The organism is Burkholderia sp. BCC0044 (assembly GCF_902832955.1).
Lineage (GTDB): Bacteria > Pseudomonadota > Gammaproteobacteria > Burkholderiales > Burkholderiaceae > Burkholderia.
The window spans coordinates 901,926-920,748 of record NZ_CADFDO010000001.1; the positions used below are offsets into that span (position 1 = coordinate 901,926).

An 18,823-nucleotide genomic window follows, 5' to 3' on the forward strand; every position below is an offset into this window, starting at 1 on the left:
CCGGCCCCGCCTTCAGGCAGGCCGCGGCGGCCGCGCGTGCGGATCGGCCACGCCCGGCGCCTGTCCGGCGTCACCTGCCGACTGCGCGCCCCCGAGCCGGTGCTCGGCGATCAGCGACGCGAGCGTCACGTCGAACCGGTCGCTCGACAGCACCGCGAGCAGCGCCGCGCCTTCGACGTGGCTGCGGCGCCGTTCGAGCTGATAGGTCAGCTCGGTACGGTCGATCACCAGCACGTCGAACAGTTGCGCGAGCGTCAACTGCTCCGGGTTCGCGAGCAGGATATAGCGCGGCGTGATCTCGTCGCCGCCCTCGAGCCGCGCGACCCATTCCCGCTCCTCCATCGTCGTCAGCAACCGCTGCGCGGTTTCCATGTCGCAGCGCAGCATCGTCGCCAGCCGCAGCGCCGTGTAGCCGCGCTTGCCGGCCGCGCGGGCTTCGGCCAGCCGCGCGAGCAGTTCGAGCGCGTCGAGCAGGTCGCTGCCCGGATAGTGGATCCGGTGGAACTGGCCGACGCGAATCGCCGGCAGCGCCGACGCCACCATCGCGCCGAGCAGCGCGATGAACCAGCTCAGGTACACCCACAGCAGGAACACCGGCAGCGCCGCGAAGGCGCCATAGACGGCCGTATAGGTCGGAATGCGCCGCACGTAGTAGCCGAAGCCGCGCTTCGCGAGTTCGAACGCGATGGCCGCGAACAGCCCGCCGATCACCGCGTCGCGCCACGCGACCGCGCAGTTCGGCAGATACACGTACAGCAGCGTGAACGCGAGCACCGTCAACGGCAGTGATGCAAGCGCGAGCAGCCACTCGACCATCGACGTCGCCGGCCCCGCGCCGGTGAACGCGAGCGATTGCGTGAACAGGTACGACGAGATCGACAGGCTCACGCCGAACAGCAACGGCCCGAGCGTGATCAGCGCCCAGTACGCGAGCACGCGCTGCGCGAACGGCCGCGGCTTGCGCACGCGCCAGATCAGGTTGAACGCCGATTCGATCGTCATCATGGTCATCACCGACGTGACGACGAGCACGATCAGGCCGGCCGTCGTCAGCCCCTTGGCCTTCGACGCGAACTGGTTCAGGTACTTGAAGATCTGGATGTTGAACTGCGCGGGCATCAGGTGATCCGCGAGGAACCCCTGCAGCGAGATCTGGAACGACGCGAACATCGGGAACGCGGTGAACAGCGCGAACGCGACCGTCAGCAGCGGCACGAGCGCCAGCATCGTCGTGAAGGTCAGACTGCCCGCCACTTGCGGGATGCGATCCTCGGCGCTGCGCCGGGCCGCGAACTGCGCGAGGCGCTTGATGGTGACGAGATCCACGCTCAACTTCGGCAAACGGCTTCTCCTTCTCGAGGCTGCGCGCGTCACGGCGCGCCGCCGCCGCGCTGCGCGACGGCTTCAGCCCCTATAATAGCCGCTCGATTCCAGCAGGGGCCGACTGCACCGGGCACGCGCGCGGCCGCACGCGGCTCCGTCGCCCATGAAAGACATCCTCGTCCTCTATTACAGCCGTCACGGCGCCACGCGCGATCTCGCGCTCGCGATCGCGAACGGCATCGACAGCGTGCCGGGCATGCAGGCCCGCATCCGCACCGTGCCGCCCGTGTCGGCCGTCTGCGAAGCCACCGCCCCCGACATCCCGGCCGACGGCCCGCCGTACGCGGAACTGCGCGACCTCGAGGAGTGCGCGGGCCTCGCGCTCGGCTCGCCCACCCGCTTCGGCAACATGGCCGCGTCGCTCAAGTATTTCCTCGACGGCACGACGCCGCAATGGCTGTCGGGCGCACTGACCGGCAAGCCCGCGAGCGTGTTCACGTCGACGGGCAGCCTGCACGGCGGCCAGGAGTCGACGCTGCTGTCGATGATGCTGCCGCTGCTGCATCACGGGATGATGATCGTCGGGATTCCGTACACCGAATCCGCGTTGAGCACGACGCGTACCGGCGGCACGCCGTATGGCGCGTCGCACGTCTCGCAGCACGACCGCTCGGCGCCCGGCGGGCTGTCGGCGGACGAGAAGGCGCTCGCGGCCGCGCTCGGCGTACGGCTCGCGCGCGCCGCTGCGGCCCTCGCCAGCGCCCAGGCCGCCGAGGCGGCATGAGCGCCCCCGCCCGCCCCGCCGTCGCGGCCCGGCCGCGCTATGCGCTGGCCGCCGCCGCGTGTCTCGTCGCGCTGATCGCGCTGTCGCTCGCCTGGGAGCTGTGGCTCGCACCGCTGCGCCCCGGCGGCTCCGCGCTGATGCTCAAGGCCGTGCCGCTCGCGCTCGCGCTGCCCGGCGTCTGGCGGCGTAACATCTATACGATGCAGTGGGCGAGCATGCTGATCCTCGTCTATCTTGCCGAAGGCATCGTGCGCGGCATGTCCGATCGCGGACTGTCCGCGACGCTCGGCTGGTGCGAGACCGCGCTTGCCGTCGGCTTCTTCGTGGCGGCGCTCGCTTACGTCGCGCCGTTCAAGCGCGCGGCGAAAAAACCGCGCGCCGCGTCCTGACCCTTACGCGACAAGGTGATGATGTCCTCCGAAGCTTTCGTTTCCGCGTGCCGCGACGCGATCGGCGCCGATCACGTGCTGACCGATCCGCACGATACCGAACCGTTCCTGACCGACTGGCGCCGCCGCTACAAGGGCGCGGCGTGTGCGGTGCTGAGGCCCGCGAACACGGCCGAAGTCGCCGCGCTCGTGAAGCTCGCCAACGCGCACGGCGTCGCGCTCGTGCCGCAGGGCGGCAACACGGGCCTCGCCGGCGGCGCGACGCCCGACGCGAGCGGCAGCCAGGTCGTGCTGAGCGTCGCGCGCCTGAACCGCGTGCGGGCGCTCGATCCGCACAACAACACGATCACCGTCGAAGCCGGCGTGATCCTCGCCGACGTGCAGGCGCGCGCCCGCGAAGGCGGCCGGCTGTTCGCGCTGAGCCTCGCGGCGGAAGGCAGCTGCACGATCGGCGGCAACCTGTCGACCAATGCGGGCGGCACCGCGGTGCTGCGCTACGGCAACGCGCGCGAGCTGTGCCTCGGGCTCGAGGTCGTGACGCCGCAAGGCGAGATCTGGGACGGGCTGCGTGGGCTGCGCAAGGACAACACGGGCTACGACCTGCGCGACCTGTTCATCGGCGCCGAAGGCACGCTCGGGATCATCACGGCGGCCGTGATGAAGCTGCATCCGCTGCCGGCCGCGCAGGTCACGGCGCTGGCCGCGCTCGAATCGCCGCACGCGGCGCTCGATTTCCTCGCGCTCGCGCAGCGCGCGGCCGGGCCGCTGTTGACGGGCTTCGAGCTGATGTCGGATTTCTGCATGCAGCTGGTCGGCAAGCACTATCCGCAACTGCGCTACCCGTTCGCGCAAACCCATGCGCAAACGGTGCTGCTGGAGCTGTCCGACAACGAAAGCGAAGCGCATGCGCGCGCGCTGTTCGAGAAGCTGATGGAAGAAGCGTTCGAGGCCGGGCTCGTGGTCGACGCGGTGGTGGCGGAGAACCTCGCGCAATCGCGTGCGTTCTGGGACCTGCGCGAACACATCCCGCTCGCGCAGGCCGACGAAGGGCTCAACATCAAGCACGACATCGCGGTGCCGATCTCGTCGGTCGCACGCTTCATCGACGAGACCGACGCGGCGATCCAGCAGGCCGCGCCGGGTGCTCGGATGGTCACGTTCGGCCACCTCGGCGACGGCAACCTGCACTACAACGTGCAGACGCCCGAAGGCGGCGATCCGAAGGCGTTCCTCGCGGCGTTCCAGAAGCCGATCAACCGGATCGTCTACGACAACGTGCACCGCCACCACGGCACGATCAGCGCGGAGCACGGCATCGGCCAGTTGAAGATCGACGACGCGCAGCGCTACAAGTCGCCGGTCGAAACGACGCTGATGCGCACGCTGAAGACCGCGCTCGACCCGCGCGGCCTGATGAATCCCGGCAAGGTCCTGCGCTGAAGCCGCCTACTCCGGAGCCAAGCCCGTGAAAGTCCGCGTCCTGTCCGACCTGCATCTCGAAAACAACCTGCCCGATGCGATCCCGCATGCCGACGCGGATCTCGTCGTGCTGGCCGGCGACATCCACAATCACGCGGAAGGCCTGCGCTGGGCCGCCGAGACGTTCGACCCGGCGGTACCGGTGATCTACGTGCCGGGCAACCACGAGTATTACGACGGGGAATTCGGCGCGCTGGAGACGGCGATGTGCGATGCCGCACATGCGCTCGACAACGTGCATTACCTGAACAACGGCGTCTACGTCGATCCCGCGCAACGCTTCCGCGTGCTGGGGACGACGCTCTGGGCCGATTTTTCGCTGTTCGGCCGGGACGAAGCCAGCGTCGCACGCGCGACCGACGCCGGCCTGCGCGTGATGCTCGATTTCAAGGGATTGATCCAGGTGACCTGGCCCCACGATGCGGCATTGCATGGGGCAGCGAGCGCGCCGGAACGGGATTTCTCGCCGGCCGATGCGATCGCGCTGCACCGGCGAGGCCGCGCGTGGCTGGAAACGCAGCTGGCGGCGCCGTTCGCGGGCAAGACAATCGTCGTTACCCATCACGCGCCGCACCGGCGCTCGCTGGCGGAACGCTATGCGGAAGATCTGGCGTCGGCGGGGTTCGTCACGGACATGGCGGAGCTGGTGCGGCCGCCGGTGGATCTGTGGCTGCACGGCCACACGCATACGTCATTCGACTACGTGGCGGATGGCGGCACGCGCGTGGTGTGCAATCCGCGTGGCTACCTTCACCGGCGCACCGGCGAATGGGAAAACCCCGCGTTCGCGTGGGACAAGGTCGTCGAACTCGGCTGAGCGCCGGCCCGGGCGGCCGCGTCGCGCGGCCGGCCCGACCTGAAACGTGACGGCGGGATCAGCGGCCGGGGCGGCGCGGCTCACGCACGCGGACCGGCACGGGCTTCATCTGCGCCTTCGCCTTCATCGCACGCAACAGGTCGCGGGTCGCCGCCGCGGCGGCAGCAGCGCCCAGCAGGACGCCAAGGCCGATCATCAGGTGCGTATCCATTGCTACTCCGGTGTGGTGTATCTCGTTAATTCCAACAGTATCAAACTGTCTGACACACGTTCGTAAAAAAATGTTGCGTGAAGGAAAAATCTCGTCAGATTGAGGTCGACCGCGCGGTCATGTCGCACGCGTGAACTGTTCGAGCGCCGCTTCGTCCGCTTCGAGCGTCAGCGGCAGCTCTTCGCGCAGGAAATCGACCCAGGTCCGGATTTTCGCGTCGAGGTATTGACGCGACGGATACAGCGCGTAGATGTTCATCACGTGCGACCGGTACTCGGGCATCACGCGCACGATGTGCCCGCTGCGCAGCCAGCCGATCGCCGAATAGAGCGGCAGCCCGCCGACGCCCATCCCCTCCCGCACGGCCACCGCGAGCGCCTCGGCGACGTTCACGCGAAACGGCGGCGCCGTGATCGGCACGACCTCGTTGCCGTTCGGCCCCGCCAGCGCCCATTCGTCGAAGTGAAAGCCCGGCGCGACCATCCCGAGGCACACGTGCTGCGCGAGATCGGCCGGCCGCTGCGGCACGCCGTGCGACTCGATATAGCCGGGCGACGCGCACACGACGCTGTAGCTCTCGCCGAGCCGCTGCGACACGAGCCCCGAATCCGGCAGATCGCGGCCGACGACGATCGCGACGTCGTATCCCTCGTCGAGCAGGTCGGGCATCCGCTGCGCGAGCGTCAGCTCGACGTGCACGTCCGGATAGCGCTCGCGGTAGCGCGCGATGGCCGGCACCAGGTAGTGCTGGCCGAGGCTCGTGAAGCAGTGGACCTTCAGCTTGCCGGACGGGCGCGCATGCGCGTCGCCGGCCTCGGCTTCGGCCTGGTCGACGTAAGCGAGGATCTGTTCGCAGCGTTGCAGATAGCGCTCGCCGGCTTCGGTCAGCGCGATGCGGCGCGTCGTGCGGTTCAGGAGACGCGTGCGCAGATGGGCCTCGAGATCCGAGACCGCGCGCGATGCGTAGGCGGTGGTCGAATTCATCTGCTGGGCGGCCGCGGTAAAGCTTCCCGCGTCGACCACGCGGACGAATACCCGCATGTTTTGTAACGTATCCATCCGATTACCCGTTTGAATCCGGAGGGATTGTTGCACAGGGTCCAACAAATATTATCTCAGGATTCGTAAAAATGACTTGCACCGTTGTCCGTTTATTCAGGAATCGCCGAAAAATATAATCGCCTCCGACTCATCTATATCCGAAAGGGAGAAAATCGTGCAGTCTCCGGCGACAAAAGGGACGCTCGCACTGGCGGTTCTTGCAGTCTCATTAATAATGGCCGGTTGCGCGAGCATGGGCGACAACCACACCCAGTCCACGCGCATCGAGGCGAACGCGCTCGACGCCGGTGCGGCGATCCGCGCCGCCGACCGCGACGCGGGCTGGCCCGCCGCCGACTGGTGGCGCGCGTACCGCGATCCGCAGCTCGATGCGTGGATCGCCGCCGCCCAGGCCGGCAACCCGAGCCTCGCGGCGGCCGAGGCCCGCGTGCGCGAAGCGCAGGCGATGGCGCGCGTCGCCCGTTCGGCCGAGCTGCCGCAAATCAACGGCAACCTGTCGCTGATGCGCCAGCACTGGCCCGACAACGTGTACTACGGGCCGGGGCCGCTCGCCGATACCGACACCTGGAACAATACCGGCACGCTCGGCCTGTCGTACCACCTCGATCTGTGGGGCAAGGACAAGAACGCGACCGAGCGGGCGCTCGACACCGCGCATGCGAGCGCCGCCGACGCGCGGGCCGCGAAGCTCGAACTCGAAGTCAACGTCGTGCGCGCGTATGTCGGCATGTCGATGAATTACGCGCTGCTCGACCTCGCGCACGAAACGTACGAACGGCAGCGCTCGCTTGCCGATCTCGCACGCAAGCGGCTGCAGGCCGGCCTCGGCACGCAGCTGGACGTGAGCCAGGCGGAATCGACGCTGCCCGACTACGAGCGCCAGATCGACAGCTATGAGGAAGCGATCCAGCTCGCGCGCCACCAGCTCGCCGCACTGGCCGGCAAGGGCCCGGGCGCCGGCGACGCGATCAAGCGGCCGCAGCTGGCGCTCGATGCGCCGGCCGGCCTGCCGTCGGCGATGCCGGCCGACCTGCTCGGCCGCCGCCCCGACGTCGTCGCGGCGCGCTGGACGGTCGACGCGCAGGCGCGCGGCATCGACGTCGCGAAGGCGTCGTTCTACCCGAACATCGACCTGCTCGCGACGGTCGGCGGCTTCGGCGTGACCGCGCCGTTCACCGACTTCCTGCGCGCGATGAACGGCGGCTGGACGGCCGGCCCCGCGCTGTCGCTGCCGATCTTCGAAGGCGGCCGGCTGCGGGCGCAGCTCGGCGCCGCGAATGCCGGCTACGACCAGGCGGTCGAGCGCTACAACCAGACGATCGTCGGCGCGCTCAAGGACATCGCCGACCAGGTCGTGCGGATCCGCTCGCTCGATACGCAGAAGAAGGACGCCGCGCGCTCGGTGGCGGCCAACAATCGCAGCTATCAGTTGTCGCGCGAAGGCTTCCGTCGCGGGCTGACCGATTACGTGAACGTGCTGGTCGCGCAACAGCAACTGCTGCGCGCGCAGGAAACGGCCGCCCGCATCGACGCGGAACGCCTCGCTGCGCACGCGCAGTTGATGGCCGCGCTCGGGGGTGGGGTCGAGACGGGCAAGGATGTGCCGGGCGGCGATCCGTCGGGCGGCGATTCGTCGAGCGGCCAACCGCCGAAGGACGCCGCCGCTGCGCCCGCCGCCGCGTCGGCCACGCAGCCCGCGGCAGCCGCCGCCCGGCCCGCGCAGGTCGCGACCGCCGGCGGCGCCATTGCGCCGGCCGCCGTGCCGGTCGCACGGTAACGCGGAGCGTCGCCATGTCAGCTTCCTCCCCCACTTCCACGCCCGCCGGCGGTCCATTCGCGGCCTGGACCGCCGCGTTCGGCGACTGGGCCCGCACCGACGGCGCCGCGTGGCTCTACCTGTTCAAGGCGCTGCTCGCCGCGTTCATCGCGACCGGCGTGTCGATGCGGCTCGACCTGCCCGCGCCGAAAACGGCGATGACGACGGTATTCATCGTGATGCAGCCGCAAAGCGGCGCGGTGCTCGCGAAGAGCTTCTACCGCGTCGCCGGCACGATCTTCGGGCTGATCGCGACGCTCACCTTCGTCGGGCTGTTCCCGCAGCAGCCGCAACTGTTCCTGCTGGCGGTCGCGCTGTGGGTCGCGCTGTGCACGGCCGGCGCCGCGCGCAACCGCAACTTCCGCAGCTACGGCTTCCTGCTGGCCGGCTACACGACCGCGCTGATCGGGCTGCCCGCGTCGCAGCACCCGGACGGCGCGTTCATGAGCGCGATGACGCGCGTGGCCGAAATCATGGTCGGGATCGTGTCGTCCGGCGTGGTCAGCGCACTCGTGTTTCCGCAGACCACCAGCGAGCAGATGCGCACGACGGTGCGCAAGCGCTTCGGCAGCTTCGTCGACTACGTCGCGGCGGCGCTGTCGGGCAAGCTCGACCGCGCGCATATCGAAACCATCCATACGCGCTTCGTCGCCGACGTGGTCGGGTTCGAGGCCGCGCGCAGCATGGCCGTGTTCGAGGACCCGGACACGCGGATGCGCAGCGGCCGCCTCGCGCGGCTGAACAGCGAGTTCATGAGCGCGTCGAGCCGCTTCCATGCGCTGCACCAGTTGATGAACCGGCTGCATGCGGCCGGCGCGCAGGCCGCGATCGACGCGATCGAGCCGTACTTCCGCGAGATCGCCCCGCTGCTGCTGACGCCCGCCGGCGAACCGGTGCGCACGTCGGCCGATGCCGGCCACGCGGCCGCGCAACTGCTCGCGTGGCGCGACGCGCTGCCCCGCCGCATCCGCGCGACGCGCGCCGCGCTCGAAACGCAGCCGGACTTTCCGCTGCTCGACTTCGATACGGCCGCCGAACTGCTGTACCGCTTCATCACCGACCTGCACGAGTACGCGGCCACCTACGCGTCGCTGTCGAGCGCGATGCACGAGCGCGAACGCTGGATCGAGCGCTACGAGCCGCGCACCAATGCGACGGCGATGGTGATCGCGGCGATCCGCACCGCGACCGTGATTCTCGTGCTCGGCTGGTTCTGGATCGAGACCGCGTGGCCGAGCGGCGTGACGATGACGCTCACGGCGGCGGCCACCTGCGCGCTCGCGTCGTCGACGCCGCGCCCGACCGCGATGTCCGCGCAGATGGGCATGGGCACGGTGCTCGCCGTCTGCACGGGTTTCCTGCTGACGTTCGGCATCTATCCGCACATCGACGGCTTTCCGCTGCTGTGCGTCGCGCTCGCGCCGCTGCTTGCGATCGGCGTCTTCATGACGCTGAAGCCGAAGCTCGCCGGCTACGGAATGGGCTACCTGATCTTCTTCAGCTTCCTCGCCGGCCCGGACAACATCACGCATTACGATCCGACCGGCTTCATGAACGATTCGCTCGCGCTCGTGCTGGCGATGCTGGTGTCGGCGATCGCGTTCGCGGTGCTGTTCCCGCCGACCGCGCCGTGGCTCAAGAAACGGCTGTTCGCCGATCTGCGCCACCAGGCCGTCGCGGCCGGGCACGCGCGGCTCGCGGGCCTGCGCACGCGCTTCGAAAGCGGCGCGCGCGACCTGATGTACCAGGCGCACACGCTGTCGGCCGATCAGCCCGACGTGCAGCGCGACGCGCTGCGCTGGATGTTCGCGGTGCTCGAAACCGGCAACGCGACGATCGACCTGCGTCACGAGCTCGCGACGCTGCCGTCCGACCCGCGCTATGCACCGGCGATGCCGTGGCGGCGCGCGATCGACACGATGCGCAGCGCGCTGTCGGCGCTGTTCTCGAAGCCGAGCGCCGCGCGTTTCGACGCGACGCTCGCCGCGACCAATGCGGCGATCGACGCGACCCGGCACACGCTCGATGCGGTCGAGCCGTCGCGCGACGAGCGCCACCGGCTGCAGCGCATCCTGAGCCACCTGCATTTCGTGCGGACCGCGCTGCTCGATCCGGAATCGCCGCTCGAGCCGCTCAATCGCAACCGCCCCGTGCGTCCCCAACCAGGAGCCTCGTCATGATGCCGCGTGAAATCGCCATTCTCGATGCCTACATGCCGACGGTGGTGCTGATGTTTGTCCTCGGCGCGATCGCGACCTGGGCCGTCGACCGCCTGCTCGCCTATACGGGCCTCTACCGTCTCGTCTGGCACCCGTCGCTGTTCCGGGCCTGCCTTCTCGTCTGCATTTGCGGCGGACTGAGTCTTGCCGTTTACCGTTGATTCCGAACCATCATGATGCTCAGAAAACTCTTCGGCTTCGTCGCGACCGCCGTCATCCTTCTCGTCGCGATCCTGATCGGGCGCTCGCTGTGGGTGCACTACATGGACGATCCGTGGACGCGCGACGGGCGCGTGCGCGCCGAGATCGTCAACGTCGCGCCGGACGTGTCGGGCGCGATCGTCGAGCTGCCCGTGCATGACAACCAGCTCGTGAAGAAAGGCGACCTGATCATGCAGATCGACCCGTCGCACTACCAGATCGCGGTCGAGCAGGCGCAGGCGGCCGTGGCCGCCCGTCGCGCGGAACTGCAGATGCGCCGCGACGACGCGGCCCGCCGCGCGGACCTCGATGCGCTCGTCGTGTCGAAGGAAAACCGCGAGAACGCGGTGCACAGCGCGTCGAGCGCCGACGCGCAGTACCAGCAGGCGATCGCCGCGCTCGACGCCGCGAAGCTCAACCTCGAGCGCACGCGCGTCGTCGCGCCGGTCGACGGCTACATCACGAACCTGCAGACGTTCAAGGGCAACTACGCGGTGGCCGGCCAGGCGAAGCTCGCGATCGTCGACAGCCACTCGTTCTGGGTCTACGGCTACTTCGAGGAAACCAAGCTGCCGCGCGTGAAGATCGGCGCGCCGGCCGAAATGCGGCTGATGAGCGGCGGCGTGATGAAGGGCCACGTGGAAAGCATCTCGCGCGGCATCTACGATCGCGACAATCCGCAAAGCCGCGACCTCGTCGCGGACGTGAACCCGACCTTCAACTGGGTGCGCCTGGCGCAACGCGTACCGGTACGCATCAAGATCGACGACGTGCCGGCCGACGTGGTGCTGTCGGCGGGCACGACCTGCACGGTCATCATCGATCCGGACAAGCAGAAGAAGTCGTAAGCGCCGGGGCGCGCGGCACGCTCAGGCCGCGGCGATACGGAAACGCCCGACCAGCGCCTTCAGTGCCTGGGCCTGCTCGTCGAGCGCGTTCGCGGCAGCGGCCGCCTGTTCGACGAGCGCCGCGTTCTGCTGCGTGCCGGCATCCATCTGCGTGACCGCGCGGCCGATCTCGTCGATCCCCGCGCTCTGCTCGTCCGACGCCGCCGAAATCTCGCCGATGATGTCGGTCACGCGCTTGACCGCGCGCACCACGTCGCCCATCGTGCGGCCCGCGTCGTGCGCGAGCGCCGCGCCGTTCGCCACGCGCTCGACCGACGCGCCGATCAGTTCCCGGATCTCCTTGGCCGCGGTCGCCGAGCGTTGCGCGAGCAGCCGAACCTCGCCGGCGACCACCGAGAAACCGCGCCCCTGCTCGCCGGCGCGTGCGGCCTCGACCGCCGCGTTCAACGCGAGAATGTTGGTCTGGAACGCGATCCCCTCGATCGTGCCGATGATGTCGCGGATGTTCTTCGCGCTGTCGTCGATCTCGCTCATCGTCGCGACCACGCGGCCGACGACCTCACCGCCCGTCTCCGCCACCGCCGACGCATTGGCCGCGAGCGTGCTCGCCTGCCGCGCGTTCTCCGCGTTCTGCCGCACGGTCGACGTGAGCTGCTCCATGCTGGCCGCGGTGCGCTCGAGCGCGACGGCCTGCTGCTCGGTGCGGCGCGACAGGTCGAGGTTGCCGGTCGAGATCTCGCCGGACGCGGCCGCGATGGCCTCGGCGCTCACCGCGATCTCGCCCACGGTGGCCGCGAGCCCCGTCTGCATCTCGGCCAGCGCGCGCACCATGCTGCCGCGGTCGTGCCGGCCGAGCGCGATCGGCCGCGTCAGGTCGCCGCGCGCGATGTCCGCGGCAATCTCCTTCGCGAGCGCGGGCTCGCCGCCGAGCTGCGACGCGAGGCGGCGCACGACGCGCTCGGCGATCACGACGGCCAGCACGATCAACGCGGCCGTCATCGCCGCGATCATCGCGAACGACGACGAAAAAATGGTCGCGGACGCATCGAGCGTCGCCTTCGACTTCTCGCCGCGCGTCTTCACGAGTTCGGCGACGAGTTTTTCGAGCTTGCCGGTTTCGACCAGCAGCGACACGTCCTGCGTGCCGACCTGCCAGTTCATCTGCGACAGGTCGAGCGGCTGCGCGCGCACCAGCGTGACGAAATCGCGCAGATGCGTGCTCCACGCGCCGACCGCCGTCGAGAATGCGTGCAGCCGCGCCGAATCGCCGGTATCGGCCGGATCCGCATAGCGCTGCAGCGTGCCGAGCGCCTGGCCGATCGACGCGAGCCCCGCGCTCACCTCGGCGCCGAGTTCGTCGCGCTCCTTCGCGGTCGTCGCGGTCAGCAGCATCTTCTGCGCGCGGCTCGCGCGCAGCACCTCGGCGCGGACTTCCGCCGCCGCCCGGCTCGCGACGTGGCCCTGTTCGTAGACCGATGCGATCGACGCGTTCAGCCGGCTGATCTGCCACAGCGAAAACACGCCGATCGCGAGCGTGCCAACCAGCAGAATCGCGAATGCGGCGCGCAACGTCGCCTTGACGGTCCACGGCCGACGCTCGCGCCGCGCCGCGCGCGCACGTCGTGCGGCACGACCGGCGGCAACGTCGGGTGCGGCGGCTGCCGCACCGGGCTGTGGATGCAAAGATGCTGCTTTCATCGAACTATCCCCGTATGGATCACGCTGCCGGAAAGGTCGGTCCCGGCGGTCCCGCGATGGCAGGCCATGCCGCGCGTCCTGCGCCCGCCCGGCGGGTAGCCGGTGCCAGGCGCGGCGCGCGTGTTGTCATTGGGTCGTTCTACGGCCGCCACCGCCGTTTCTTGAGTCCGGAAAAACACGCACCCGGCTCCGGCGCGGCCGCCGCTGAAGGACGGACGCGCCGCCAGCGTTATACCCGTCCAAAAAAGCACGCAGCGGCCGATCCGTCCGATGAATGTCCGATTCGCGATAAAACTTGGCCTGACATTCTCGATACGCCACATTACACTTCTTTGACGCATCAACAAATCAACCACGCGCCGATCCCCAACAGAGCGCGCCCGCCACCTCAACTCGTTCAGCTCACATGGAAACCAGCCTCGATTCCGGAGCCGGCGCAGCCGCCGCCCAGCCGTCCGCACCGCCCGTCGCCCGCACCGTCTACCCGGTGCTCGGCGCGATCAGCTTCTCGCACATGCTCAACGACATGATCCAGTCGTTGATCCTCGCGATCTACCCGATGCTCAAGAGCCAGTTCGCGCTGTCGTTCGCGCAGATCGGCCTGATCACGCTCACGTACCAGATCACCGCGTCGCTGCTGCAGCCGCTCATCGGCCTCTATACCGACAAGCGTCCGAAGCCGTATTCGCTGCCGGTCGGCATGGGCTTCACGCTCGCGGGGCTGCTGCTGATGTCGGTTGCGCCGAATTTCCCGATGCTGCTGGTAGCGGCCGCGCTCGTCGGCTGCGGCTCGTCGGTGTTCCATCCCGAATCGTCGCGGGTCGCGCGGATGGCGTCGGGCGGCCAGCACGGGCTCGCGCAGTCGGTGTTCCAGGTGGGCGGCAATGCGGGCTCGGCGCTCGGGCCGCTGCTCGCCGCGCTCGTGATCATTCCGCACGGCCAGCACAGCATCGCGTGGTTCTCGGCGGCCGCGCTCGTCGCGATGATCGTGCTCACGCAGATCGGCCACTGGTACAAGAAGCATCCGTCGATGAAGAAGAAGGCCGCCTCGACCGGCCACCCGACGCTGTCGCGCGGCCGCGTGATGGGCGCGATCGGCGTGCTGGTGCTGCTCGTGTTCTCGAAGTACTTCTACCTCGCGAGCATCAACAGCTATTTCACGTTCTACCTGATCGACAAGTTCCACCTGTCGGTGCAGGCCGCGCAGATCCACCTGTTCGTGTTCCTCGCGGCGGTGGCGGCCGGCACGCTGATCGGCGGGCCCGTCGGCGACCGGATCGGCCGCAAGTACGTGATCTGGGTGTCGATCCTCGGCGTCGCGCCGTTCACGATGCTGCTGCCGTACGCGAACCTGTTCTGGACGAGCGTGCTGACCGTGATCATCGGCGTCGTGCTGGCGTCGGCGTTCGCCGCGATCCTCGTCTATGCGACGGAGCTGATGCCCGGCAAGGTCGGGATGGTCGCGGGGCTGTTCTTCGGCTTCGCGTTCGGCCTGGGCGGCGTCGGCGCGGCCGTGCTCGGCCAGCTCGCGGACGCGACGAGCATCCCGTTCGTCTACAAGGTGTGCTCGTTCCTCCCGCTGATCGGCGTGCTGACGGTGTTCCTGCCGAACCTCGAAAGCAGCCGGCGCAAAAAGGCATGACGAACGGCCGGCCACGGCGGCGTGCGCGCCGCGGCCAGTCGTCTGGTTCGAATGGGAATTGTTCGGCGGCGGCGTCAGGCCGCCGTCGTCGCATGCAGCGTCAGGAAACGCTTGAGGATGCCGGACGAATAGCTGCTCGCGATCGCCGACAGGAAGTGCGAGAACGACTGCGTCGCGTGATCGTCGGCCGTATCGGAGATCGTGCGCACGAGCGCGAACGGCACGTCGTGTTCCGCACACACCTGCGCGATCGCCGCGCCTTCCATTTCGACCGCGAGCGCGTCCGGCAGCGCGTCGCGCAGCGCGAGCACTTCCTGCTCGCTCGACACGAAGCGGTCGCCGCTGATGATGAGCCCCGCGTGCAGCGCCGCGCCGGCGAGCCCGAAGCACTCGGCGAACTGCGCGCCCTCTTCGTCGATGAACAGCGTGCACGCGGCCCGCAGGCGGGCCGTCAGCGCCGCGTCGGTCGCGAAACGCGTGATGCCGAGCAGCGGCACCTCGTAGCGCGGAAAGAGCGGCGACGCGTCGAGATCGTGCTGCAGCAGCGTATCGGCCACGACGACGTCGCCGACTCGCACCGTGCGCGACACGCCGCCCGCGACGCCGGTGAACACCACGCCCGACACGCCGAACACGTGGATCAGCGCGCTGACGGTCGCGGCGGCCGCGACCTTGCCGATCCGCGCGAGCGTGACGACGCAGGCCGCGCCGTGCACGGTGCCGACGTGATAGTCGCGGCGGCCGAGCGTGACCGTCTTCATCGCGCCGTCGGCGCGCATCGCGGCGATCAGGTCGCCGAGTTCCTCGGGCAGCGCGGCCAGAATGCCGAGCGGACGCGCGGCAGGCGTCACGATCAGGTCGACGTCCATCATTCCACCGCCTGCAGTTTCGCGACCGCGAGCGCGAGCCATTTCTCGCCGTGGCGCTTGAACTTCACCTGCGCCTTCGCATCGGTGCCGTTGCCTTCGAGCGCGGTGACCGTGCCTTCGCCGAACTTCGTATGGAACACCTGCTGGCCGACCCGGAAGCCGGTGTCGGCCGCGCGCTGCTTGTTCGCGAACGCCGGCAGCGGCGCGGACACGGCCGCATCGACGATCTGCTCGCGGCTGCCGCCGCCCGGCCGTGCGAACCAGTCGCGCCCGTAGCCGGCGTTGTCCGAACGCCCGCCCCAGCGCGACCCGGCCTCGACCTTCGGCGTGAGCCACTTCAGCACATGCTCCGGCAGTTCGTCGAAGAAGCGCGAGCGCACGTTGTAGCGCGTCTGGCCGTGCAGCATCCGGCTTTGCGCGAACGACAGGTAGAGCCGCTCCTTCGCGCGCGTGATCGCGACGTACATCAGCCGGCGCTCTTCCTCGAGGCCGTCCGATTCGAGCACGCTGTTCTCGTGCGGGAACAGCCCTTCCTCGAGCCCGGTGATGAACACGGCCGAGAACTCGAGCCCCTTCGCCGCGTGCACGGTCATCAGCTGCACGGCGTCCTGGCCGGCCTGCGCCTGGTTGTCGCCGGCCTCCAGCGACGCATGCGACAGGAAGCCGGCGAGCGGCGTCATCGTGTCGGGGTTCTGTGCCGGGTCGGCGGGCGATGCGGGATCGAGCACCTCGACCGCCGGATCGTCCGTCGCGGCGCCGAGCTCGGGCGCCGCGATCGCGCCCGCGCGCAGCGGGATCGAGCGGGCCGGCGTGTCGAGCCCGTAGCCTTCCTCGGCGATGAACGCGGTGGCCGCGTTCACGAGTTCCTGCAAGTTTTCGAGGCGATCCTGGCCTTCGCGCTCGCCCTGGTAGAAATCGGCGAGACCGCTCGCGCGCACGATGTGCTCGACGGTGTCGGGCAGGTTCATGTGCTGCGTGTCGGCGCGCATCTTCGCGATCAGGTTCGCGAACCCGCCGAGGCTCGTGCCGGCCTTGCCGGTCACGTACGGAATCGCGGCGGCCATCGAGCAGCCGTACAGACGCGCGGCGTCGGCCAGTTGCTCGACCGAGCGCGCGCCGATCCCGCGGGTCGGGAAGTTCACGACGCGCGCGAATGCCGTGTCGTCGTTCGGGTTGTCGATCAGGCGCAGGTACGCGAGCGCGTGCTTCACTTCCTGCCGCTCGAAAAAGCGCAGGCCGCCGTACACGCGGTACGGAATGCCCGACGACATCAGCGTGTGCTCGATCGAGCGCGACTGCGCGTTGCTGCGGTACAGGACGGCCACTTCGCTGCGCGCCATGCCGGTGTTGATCAGCGAGCGGATTTCCTCGACGATCCAGCCGGCTTCCTGCGAATCGGTGCTGGCTTCGTACACGCGCACCGGCTCGCCGTGGCCGGCATCGGTCCGCAGGTTCTTGCCGAGGCGGTGCGCGTTGTTCGAGATCAGCTGGTTCGCCGCGTCGAGGATGTTGCCGTGCGACCGGTAGTTCTGCTCGAGCTTGATCAGGTTGCGCACGCGGAATTCGTCTTCGAAGTCGCGCATGTTGCCGACGTTCGCGCCGCGGAACGCGTAGATCGACTGGTCGTCGTCGCCGACCGCGAAGATCGCGTTCTCGCCGCCCGCGAGCATCTTGAGCCACGCGTACTGCAGCTTGTTGGTGTCCTGGAACTCGTCGACGAGGATGTGCCGGAAGCGCGCCTGGTAGTGCGCGCGCAGCGGCGCGTTGTACGCGAGCAGCTCGTAGCAGCGCAGCAGCAGCTCGGGGAAATCGACGACGCCTTCGCGCTGGCACTGCTGGTCGTACGCCTGGTACAGCTCGACGAACTTGCGGTTGAAGTTGTCGGTCGCATCGACCTTGTCCGGGCGCAGCCCCTGCTCCTTCGCGTTGTTGATGAAGTACTGGACGTTCTTCGGCGGGTACTTTTCGTCGTCGACGTTCGCCGCCTTCATCAGCCGCTTGATCGCGGACAGCTGGTCGGCCGTGTCGAGGATCTGGAAGGTCTGCGGCAGGCCGGCGTCGCGCCAGTGCGTGCGCAGCATCCGGTTGCACAGGCCGTGGAACGTGCCGATCCACATCCCGCGCGTGTCGATCGGCATCATCGCCGACAGGCGCGCCATCATCTCGCGCGCGGCCTTGTTCGTGAAGGTGACGGCGAGCACGGTGGGCGGCGACGCATAGCCCTGCTGGATCAGCCACGCGATGCGCGTGATCAGCACGCGGGTCTTGCCGCTGCCCGCCCCTGCGAGGATCAGCGCCGGTTCGTTCGGCAACGTGACGGCGGCGAGTTGTTCGGGGTTCAGATTGGCGAGCAGATCGGGCATGGAGCGGCGGCTAACGGGCGAGAAAAATGCGGACCCGACATTATAAGTCGGCGGCGCGCGATACCGTGACCGACCGATGTGGCATCGCGGCCCAACAAGGCCGCCTTTCCCGCCGGCGACGGCTTCGGCACGCGTAACCAGCGTTATTTCGTGCGCGGGGCAGCAGGTTTGTCGCCGATCCAGTCGGGATGAGGGACATACCGGCGAACTTGTTCGGCGAGTTCGGGGCCGTGATACAGGTCCAGGCATTTCAGCAGAGCAAATTTTGCCCCGGCGTAACCTTCCACGGGATTGCCGTAATCGCGGCGCAAATAGCGTTCTGCAAGCTGCTCGACCGCCCGATCGCCTTTATCCTCATCGTAATAAGTCCATTCCAGGAACGCACTCTTGGTGATATCGGCATCCTCGCCTGCCGGCGATCCCCGGTAAGCGAGCGACAGGCACGCCGCCAACGCCCTGTCCTTGTAATTCTCCGCATTGGTGCGCCGCACGGCCATGACGGAATCGGCTGCTTCGGCAGACAGTGCCGAACATAGCGCGACGGCGCAGACCATCCGAAAAATGTTCATTTGAGCGCCCAGAAATAAGCGCGGCTAGTGCGATAGTTCGCCTCCGGCTCGTTGAAATAGCAAGCGTCGTAGCACTTGCGTCCATTGAAAAGTGTCGCATGCCCGCTGGCGTCACTCCATCCATGCACCTCGAAAAGGATAAGACCGCATTTCCCCGCCAGTGAGCCCCCACCGCTCGGTGGATAGGCAATGAGTTGAGGCGCGCCCCAAACAACTTTCAGAAACGAGACAACATCTCTGACACGATAGAAATAGTGCCGGCGATCGGCTCCTTCTCTGGTCTTGCCCGACATGGACGGGACGATTACGCCAGCTTCATTCAGGATATAGCTCATACGAACCGCGCATGTGTTCCGCCAAGGGTTCTTTTTATCCCGGATATGCGCAGCGACGCTGCCCCCTATCACCTGCGCCACTCTCTCGCCCGAACGGGCCGGATCGTAGATCTTCGTTGACGCCGCCCAGGCCGCGGCAAATGTCGGTCGTATCACTCCATTTCTCCTTACCTGGCGGCGGACCGGTGCGGCAAGGAG

The 18,823-nt window shown here is 68.3% G+C and carries 17 protein-coding genes; 9 read left to right on the top strand and 8 right to left on the bottom strand.

All coding sequences use genetic code 11. From position 1 onward, the window contains the following. Nucleotides 1-12: 12 nt before the first annotated feature. Nucleotides 13-1,341, bottom strand: a complete 1,329-nt coding sequence (locus HWX14_RS04050; protein WP_175881633.1) for a YihY family inner membrane protein — start codon at nucleotides 1,339-1,341, stop codon at nucleotides 13-15. Between the two features lie 145 nt (nucleotides 1,342-1,486). Between HWX14_RS04050 and wrbA the strand changes: the two genes are divergently transcribed. Genes wrbA through HWX14_RS04070 form a run of 4 tightly spaced genes read left to right on the top strand, consistent with a single transcriptional unit; the run spans nucleotide 1,487 to nucleotide 4,792 of the window. After that, complete coding sequence (gene wrbA / locus HWX14_RS04055) at nucleotides 1,487-2,107, top strand: NAD(P)H:quinone oxidoreductase (RefSeq protein WP_175881634.1); 621 nt, start codon at nucleotides 1,487-1,489, stop codon at nucleotides 2,105-2,107. Continuing rightward, on the top strand, nucleotides 2,104-2,496 hold the full coding sequence (locus HWX14_RS04060; protein WP_175881635.1) for a DUF2069 domain-containing protein: 393 nt from the start codon (nucleotides 2,104-2,106) through the stop codon (nucleotides 2,494-2,496). The genes wrbA and HWX14_RS04060 overlap by 4 nt, the downstream gene beginning before the upstream one ends. Nucleotides 2,497-2,514: 18 nt before the next feature. Continuing rightward, a complete protein-coding gene (locus HWX14_RS04065; RefSeq protein ID WP_175881636.1) occupies nucleotides 2,515-3,936 on the top strand; it encodes an FAD-binding oxidoreductase in 1,422 nt (473 codons plus the stop codon). A 25-nt stretch (nucleotides 3,937-3,961) separates the two neighbouring features. Then, a complete protein-coding gene (locus HWX14_RS04070; RefSeq protein ID WP_175881637.1) occupies nucleotides 3,962-4,792 on the top strand; it encodes a metallophosphoesterase in 831 nt (276 codons plus the stop codon). A 58-nt stretch (nucleotides 4,793-4,850) separates the two neighbouring features. Here HWX14_RS04070 and HWX14_RS04075 read toward each other — a convergent pair whose 3' ends face one another. Together HWX14_RS04075 and HWX14_RS04080 are read right to left on the bottom strand one after the other, a co-directional pair. Then, complete coding sequence (locus tag HWX14_RS04075) at nucleotides 4,851-5,003, bottom strand: hypothetical protein (protein ID WP_006476208.1); 153 nt, start codon at nucleotides 5,001-5,003, stop codon at nucleotides 4,851-4,853. Nucleotides 5,004-5,120: 117 nt separating this feature from the next. Next, nucleotides 5,121-6,062 carry a LysR family transcriptional regulator gene (locus HWX14_RS04080; protein ID WP_175881638.1) on the bottom strand — a complete coding sequence of 314 codons (942 nt, stop codon included), beginning with the start codon at nucleotides 6,060-6,062 and terminating at the stop codon, nucleotides 5,121-5,123. A 157-nt stretch (nucleotides 6,063-6,219) separates the two neighbouring features. On the opposite strand from HWX14_RS04080, the gene HWX14_RS04085 reads away from it, so the two are divergent. The 4 genes from HWX14_RS04085 to HWX14_RS04100 are packed head-to-tail and all read left to right on the top strand — an operon-like array spanning nucleotide 6,220 to nucleotide 11,149. Then, nucleotides 6,220-7,842: an efflux transporter outer membrane subunit gene (locus HWX14_RS04085; RefSeq protein ID WP_175881639.1), complete on the top strand. Its 1,623-nt coding sequence runs from the start codon at nucleotides 6,220-6,222 to the stop codon at nucleotides 7,840-7,842. Nucleotides 7,843-7,856: 14 nt separating this feature from the next. Continuing rightward, nucleotides 7,857-10,061, top strand: coding sequence for an FUSC family protein (locus HWX14_RS04090; protein ID WP_175881640.1), 2,205 nt, complete (start codon nucleotides 7,857-7,859; stop codon nucleotides 10,059-10,061). Then, nucleotides 10,058-10,261 (top strand): DUF1656 domain-containing protein, encoded by a 204-nt coding sequence (locus HWX14_RS04095; protein ID WP_006476212.1) that lies wholly within the window; start codon nucleotides 10,058-10,060, stop codon nucleotides 10,259-10,261. Before HWX14_RS04090 ends, HWX14_RS04095 begins: the two co-directional genes overlap by 4 nt. A gap of 12 nt (nucleotides 10,262-10,273) precedes the next feature. Further along, nucleotides 10,274-11,149 (top strand): HlyD family secretion protein, encoded by an 876-nt coding sequence (locus tag HWX14_RS04100; RefSeq protein ID WP_175881641.1) that lies wholly within the window; start codon nucleotides 10,274-10,276, stop codon nucleotides 11,147-11,149. Between the two features lie 21 nt (nucleotides 11,150-11,170). Here HWX14_RS04100 and HWX14_RS04105 read toward each other — a convergent pair whose 3' ends face one another. After that, nucleotides 11,171-12,847: a methyl-accepting chemotaxis protein gene (locus HWX14_RS04105; protein ID WP_175881642.1), complete on the bottom strand. Its 1,677-nt coding sequence runs from the start codon at nucleotides 12,845-12,847 to the stop codon at nucleotides 11,171-11,173. 406 nt (nucleotides 12,848-13,253) lie between these two features. Between HWX14_RS04105 and HWX14_RS04110 the strand changes: the two genes are divergently transcribed. Next, a complete protein-coding gene (locus HWX14_RS04110) occupies nucleotides 13,254-14,489 on the top strand; it encodes an MFS transporter (protein WP_175881643.1) in 1,236 nt (411 codons plus the stop codon). 74 nt (nucleotides 14,490-14,563) lie between these two features. Here HWX14_RS04110 and HWX14_RS04115 read toward each other — a convergent pair whose 3' ends face one another. The 4 genes from HWX14_RS04115 to HWX14_RS04130 form a co-directional block, all read right to left on the bottom strand. Further along, the gene (locus tag HWX14_RS04115; RefSeq protein ID WP_175881644.1) at nucleotides 14,564-15,361 is read right to left on the bottom strand and encodes a 5'-methylthioadenosine/adenosylhomocysteine nucleosidase; all 798 of its coding nucleotides are present in this window, start codon (nucleotides 15,359-15,361) and stop codon (nucleotides 14,564-14,566) included. After that, nucleotides 15,358-17,721 (bottom strand): UvrD-helicase domain-containing protein, encoded by a 2,364-nt coding sequence (locus HWX14_RS04120; RefSeq protein ID WP_175881645.1) that lies wholly within the window; start codon nucleotides 17,719-17,721, stop codon nucleotides 15,358-15,360. Before HWX14_RS04120 ends, HWX14_RS04115 begins: the two co-directional genes overlap by 4 nt. Before the next feature lie 143 nt (nucleotides 17,722-17,864). Beyond that, on the bottom strand, nucleotides 17,865-18,290 hold the full coding sequence (locus tag HWX14_RS04125) for a type VI secretion system amidase immunity protein Tai4 (protein WP_175881646.1): 426 nt from the start codon (nucleotides 18,288-18,290) through the stop codon (nucleotides 17,865-17,867). Then, nucleotides 18,287-18,781, bottom strand: a complete 495-nt coding sequence (locus HWX14_RS04130; RefSeq protein WP_175881647.1) for a type VI secretion system amidase effector protein Tae4 — start codon at nucleotides 18,779-18,781, stop codon at nucleotides 18,287-18,289. Before HWX14_RS04130 ends, HWX14_RS04125 begins: the two co-directional genes overlap by 4 nt. Between the last annotated feature and the right edge of the window lie 42 nt (nucleotides 18,782-18,823).

Bases quoted from the DNA above. Each gene is read 5' to 3' on its own strand.
- HWX14_RS04115 (WP_175881644.1), bottom strand. From the start codon at position 15,361: ATGATGGACGTCGACCTGATCGTGACGCCTGCCGCGCGTCCGCTCGGC.
- HWX14_RS04095 (WP_006476212.1), top strand. From the start codon at position 10,058: ATGATGCCGCGTGAAATCGCCATTCTCGATGCCTACATGCCGACGGTG.
- HWX14_RS04080 (WP_175881638.1), bottom strand. From the start codon at position 6,062: ATGGATACGTTACAAAACATGCGGGTATTCGTCCGCGTGGTCGACGCG.
- HWX14_RS04060 (WP_175881635.1), top strand. From the start codon at position 2,104: ATGAGCGCCCCCGCCCGCCCCGCCGTCGCGGCCCGGCCGCGCTATGCG.
- HWX14_RS04065 (WP_175881636.1), top strand. From the start codon at position 2,515: ATGATGTCCTCCGAAGCTTTCGTTTCCGCGTGCCGCGACGCGATCGGC.
- HWX14_RS04125 (WP_175881646.1), bottom strand. From the start codon at position 18,290: ATGAACATTTTTCGGATGGTCTGCGCCGTCGCGCTATGTTCGGCACTG.
- HWX14_RS04075 (WP_006476208.1), bottom strand. From the start codon at position 5,003: ATGGATACGCACCTGATGATCGGCCTTGGCGTCCTGCTGGGCGCTGCT.
- HWX14_RS04090 (WP_175881640.1), top strand. From the start codon at position 7,857: ATGTCAGCTTCCTCCCCCACTTCCACGCCCGCCGGCGGTCCATTCGCG.
- HWX14_RS04110 (WP_175881643.1), top strand. From the start codon at position 13,254: ATGGAAACCAGCCTCGATTCCGGAGCCGGCGCAGCCGCCGCCCAGCCG.
- wrbA (WP_175881634.1), top strand. From the start codon at position 1,487: ATGAAAGACATCCTCGTCCTCTATTACAGCCGTCACGGCGCCACGCGC.
- HWX14_RS04100 (WP_175881641.1), top strand. From the start codon at position 10,274: ATGATGCTCAGAAAACTCTTCGGCTTCGTCGCGACCGCCGTCATCCTT.
- HWX14_RS04105 (WP_175881642.1), bottom strand. From the start codon at position 12,847: ATGAAAGCAGCATCTTTGCATCCACAGCCCGGTGCGGCAGCCGCCGCA.
- HWX14_RS04120 (WP_175881645.1), bottom strand. From the start codon at position 17,721: ATGCCCGATCTGCTCGCCAATCTGAACCCCGAACAACTCGCCGCCGTC.